Annotated in this window: 3 protein-coding genes; 1 reads left to right on the top strand and 2 read right to left on the bottom strand. The window is 70.0% G+C overall.

All coding sequences use genetic code 11. The annotated features are described in order from the left end of the window. Positions 1 to 323: 323 nt before the first annotated feature. Both AC13HU_RS33725 and AC13HU_RS33720 read right to left on the bottom strand, forming a co-directional pair. Positions 324 to 1,754, bottom strand: a complete 1,431-nt coding sequence (locus tag AC13HU_RS33725) for a DUF3631 domain-containing protein (RefSeq protein ID WP_483045794.1) — start codon at positions 1,752 to 1,754, stop codon at positions 324 to 326. A gap of 135 nt (positions 1,755 to 1,889) precedes the next feature. After that, positions 1,890 to 2,102, bottom strand: a complete 213-nt coding sequence (locus AC13HU_RS33720; protein ID WP_483045793.1) for a helix-turn-helix transcriptional regulator — start codon at positions 2,100 to 2,102, stop codon at positions 1,890 to 1,892. Positions 2,103 to 2,588: 486 nt separating this feature from the next. On the opposite strand from AC13HU_RS33720, the gene AC13HU_RS33715 reads away from it, so the two are divergent. After that, positions 2,589 to 3,827 carry a tyrosine-type recombinase/integrase gene (locus AC13HU_RS33715; RefSeq protein ID WP_483045792.1) on the top strand — a complete coding sequence of 413 codons (1,239 nt, stop codon included), beginning with the start codon at positions 2,589 to 2,591 and terminating at the stop codon, positions 3,825 to 3,827. The last annotated feature ends 92 nt before the right edge of the window (positions 3,828 to 3,919 follow it).

Here is a 3,919-nt window from a genome sequence, read left to right as displayed (position 1 = left end):
CCTCCGCCCCCGCCGGGGCGGAGGCAAGCGCGGACGAAACCCGATAGGAGTTTCGACCGCTCCAGCTTGCTCCTCCTGGGCGATCGGTGAACGTCCGGCTGATCCGTGCGAGGACTCCGGGCTTCTTCTGGGGCTGATCCATGGTCGTACTCCTGAGCGTGGGCTGGCTGCGGGGGCGTGAGGGTGTGCGACCCGTCCCACCCGTCGCATGGCTGGTCAGCCCAGGTACGGGTGGATGCGGTGATGCGGGTCGACTTGTCACTGGGAAGTGACCCGTCCCCGCGCTGACCTGCGCGGGGACGGGTGGTACGGGTCGGCGACGGTCACCGCCCGACCGGGAGCGCCTCTTCGGGTTGCGGGCAGTAGCGGGTCCAGGCGTCGGTGAACTGGTTGCGGGTGAAGCCCCGTCGCTGGGTGTCGCCGGGGAAGCGGCGGTTGGCCGCCCCGATCCCGTAGTCCCTCAGCAGCAGTTGGAGGCCGCGCGGGGTCAGCCCGCTGGTGCCGTACTCGCGCCACGGCCCTTCCGGGTCCGTGTTCAGGGCGTTAAGGAGGGACTGCGTCGAGAGCGCGTCCGGGTCCCCGTACGAGGCGAATACAGCGCGGATGTCGGCAAGGATGCGGGTCTTCAGGCCCGTGTCCTGGTCCTGGCCCTCCTCGTGGGCGGTCATCACCCGGCACGCCGCCCGCGCCCGCTGCGGCCACGGACCACCAGCCAGGTCGGCGACCGCCACCAGCGGCTCCCAGGTGTCGGCCGCCCGGTCTTCGACCGGCATCACCGGCTCCATCGCAGCTGCTGCGTCGGTCAACGGCACCAGCCAGGCCGCCAGCCGGTCCCGCAGGACGTGGAGAAACGGGGTGTCCCGGCGGGCACGGAAGGGCCGCACGGTCTCGCCCGGCCCGCGCCTGCGCATCCGGACCACCACCGCCCGGTCCATGATCGTGTCGGGCAGATCGCCGATCCCGGCGAGCGCCGCCATGGCGAACGTCGCGAACCTGGTGGGCTTGTGCTCCGGCCCGACCACCCGGGTGGTCGGGCGGTTGCGCTGGTGCCCGGAGTTGAGCAGCCCGCGCATCTCCTCGTTCTTCTCCGCGACCTTCACGCTGCCGAAGATGGTGTCGGCCTCGTCCACCAACAGCGTCGGGGGCTGCTCGGTGATCGACCGGAAGATCGCCGCCGGGGTCGAGTTCACCGTGATGAACGGGTCGTGGACGGTGTCGTGGAGCACGTCCAGCAGCCGCGACTTCCCGCACCGCTTCGCCGGACCGACCACCGCCAACCTCGGTGCGTGCTGCCACGCCGGTTGGAGGTGGGTCGCCGCTATCCACAGGGTGACCGCGTCCAGCGCTTCCGGGCTCGGCATGACCACGTACCGGGCAACCGCTGACCTCAGCTCGGTCAGCAGGTCAGCGCCCTCCGTGGCCGGAACTTCGGCCCCCGGACTGACCGGACCGACCGGCTGACCGGGGCCAGTGACCGCCACTAGGTCAGCGACCGCGGTCACCCGGTCAGTGACCGATGCCGGGTCACCGGGCGCCCGGTCACTGACCGGACCGCGGTCAGAGCCAGCCGCAGCCCGGTCAGCGGCGGACAGTGCACGAGCGGTCAGCCGCTCGGCCACCACCGCAATTGGCGCCGCGGCAGGGTTGGAGGCAGGCAGGCGGCAAGACGCGCCGCCGGGCTGGCCGGGTATCGCAACTGGCGGCCATACCGGCTTCTCGGGTGCGCTGTTCGGGCGCGGGGTCGTACGCTGCATGGGTATCTCCTCCACCGGCGGCGCCGGGCTGGCAGGCCCGCACCGCCTGGTTCGATCGTTCAGACGCGGTTCTGGGGAGTTCGCGGCCTCCGGCGTTGACGCGCTGGAGGCCGCGCTGCGCTGACGGGTGCGCGGTTAGGCCACGAGGTCGACGGCCTGTTGGTCGACCCATGCCTCAACCTCCGCCCACCGGTAGCGCAGGTGGCGGCCGAGCTTGTGGACCTTCGGCCCGATGCCCCGGTGACGCCACTGGTAGAGCGTGGCGACGGGGACTCCGAGGTAGGCCGACAACTCCGCCGGAGTGGCCAGGGGGCGCCGGTCATCGAGGGCTTTCTGTGAGCTGGGCATGAGGCTCGCCTTTCGGATGCGGATGGCCATTCGCAGCCAACATAGCCACGAGCCGGGTGAGCCATCCAGCGGGATTGTGGCCGAAAAAGACGGACGGGCCAAATGCGCCTCCACACCTCGGGGTAAAACCCCCGGAAACCGAATCAAGCAACCCTTCCGGCCTGGCAACGCTCCTCATCCGGCAGACGGCTCGGCGCCGCCAGCGCCCTCCTACCAGCCATGTTCGCCGCCTAGGACAGCGCAACACCAGGTAGCACTACTCAGCATAAAGAAAAGAGCCGGACCATATCACTGCCGCCGCAACAATGGAATCAGCATCCGCTGCACACAACCCAGAGACCTCTATCACGGAATTACGGCTTGCCCAAACCGCCGACTCCAAGGGAACCTCCCACGACGTTCGCCAGCCCCATCCGAAGGGGCAGAGGAAAATGGAGATCCCGTGGACAAGAGCCCCGCCCTGCCGAGCAACCGGACCGGTGCCTGATGGCACGCGTGTGGATCGAGGACCGCGCCGGCCATACCGCGTACCAGCGCGCGGTCGCCGCAGCCAAGCAGGCTGGACGCACGCCGCCCGGCCGCTGGCGTGTGCGCTGGTACGGCCCCGACGGCAAACCGAAGATGAAGGTCTTCGACGTGAAGGTGAAGGCGGACGATTTCCGCTCCCAGCTCCAGGCCCGGCTCGGGGACGGTACGTACCGAGACCCTGCCGCCGGACGTGTCCCGTTCGCCGTGGTCGCCGAGTCCTGGTTCGAAAGCCAGTTGCACCTCAAGCGCTCCAGCCGGGCGCGCTACCGGATCGCGCTGGACACGCACGTTATCCCCAGGTGGGGATCCACGCCTGTGGACAGGATCCAGTACGACGACATCGCCGCATGGCTGGCAGAACTGGCCGCAGGCAAGACGACGAACGGACGCCCCCAGGCGGCACGCTCGATCCGCAAGACCTACGTCGTGCTCAGCCGCGTCCTCGGCTTCGCCGTCAAGTCCCGCCGCCTCGCCTTCAACCCGGCCACCGGCGTGCCGCTGCCCGCCATCAACCCCGCCGACCACGTCTACCTGGACGAGGTCCAGGTCGAAGCCCTCGCCGATGCCACCGCCGAATACCGCGCCTTCATCCTGCTGCTCGCCTACACCGGCCTCCGCTGGGGCGAAGCCTCCGCGCTGAGGGTCGGCCGGATCGACCTCACCGCACGCCGCGCGCACATCGTGGAGGCCTTCGGCCTCGACGGCGGCAAGCTCTACCTGGACACGCCCAAGAACCACGAGCGCCGGTCGGTGCCCCTCAGCGCTTTCCTCGTGGATGAGCTGAGGCCCCACCTCGCGGGCCGCGACCCCGGCGAACTCCTCTTCACCGGCCCGCAGGGCGGCGCCCTGCGGGCCAGCAACTTCGTCCGCCGGGTATTCGACCCGGCCGTCGCTCGGGCCAGTCTCGGCCACCTCGGCGTCACCCCCCACAAGCTCCGCCACACCGCCGCCTCACTCGCCATAGCCAGCGGCGCAGACGTCAACGTCGTCCAGACGATGCTCGGCCACAAGTCCGCCACCATGACCCTCGACGTCTACGGCCACCTCTTCCCCGACCGCCTGGACGAGGTCTCGAAGAAGATGCACAAGCGCCGCGCCCGCGTCCTCGCCAAGGCCAAGGAGAAGGCAGAGAAGGCGGCGCGGAAGGCCCAGCGGGCGGCAGCCGAACTGGCAGCCCTGGAGCAGGCCGCGGCCTGATGTGTGCCATATGCGTGCCGGACGACAGCGGCCCTCCCCCCCGGATCGGGAGGGAGGGCCGCTGACCTGCGTAAATCCTTGTGGAGCCTAGG

This window comes from Streptomyces sp. NH27 (assembly GCF_056859195.1).
The sequence above is the reverse complement of the archived record's forward strand: the minus strand, read 5'-3'. Positions and strand labels throughout refer to the sequence as shown.

Excerpts from the sequence above, each read along its gene's own strand:
- AC13HU_RS33725 (WP_483045794.1), bottom strand. The coding sequence starts at position 1,754 with ATGCAGCGTACGACCCCGCGCCCGAACAGCGCACCCGAGAAGCCGGTA.
- AC13HU_RS33720 (WP_483045793.1), bottom strand. The coding sequence starts at position 2,102 with ATGCCCAGCTCACAGAAAGCCCTCGATGACCGGCGCCCCCTGGCCACT.
- AC13HU_RS33715 (WP_483045792.1), top strand. The coding sequence starts at position 2,589 with ATGGCACGCGTGTGGATCGAGGACCGCGCCGGCCATACCGCGTACCAG.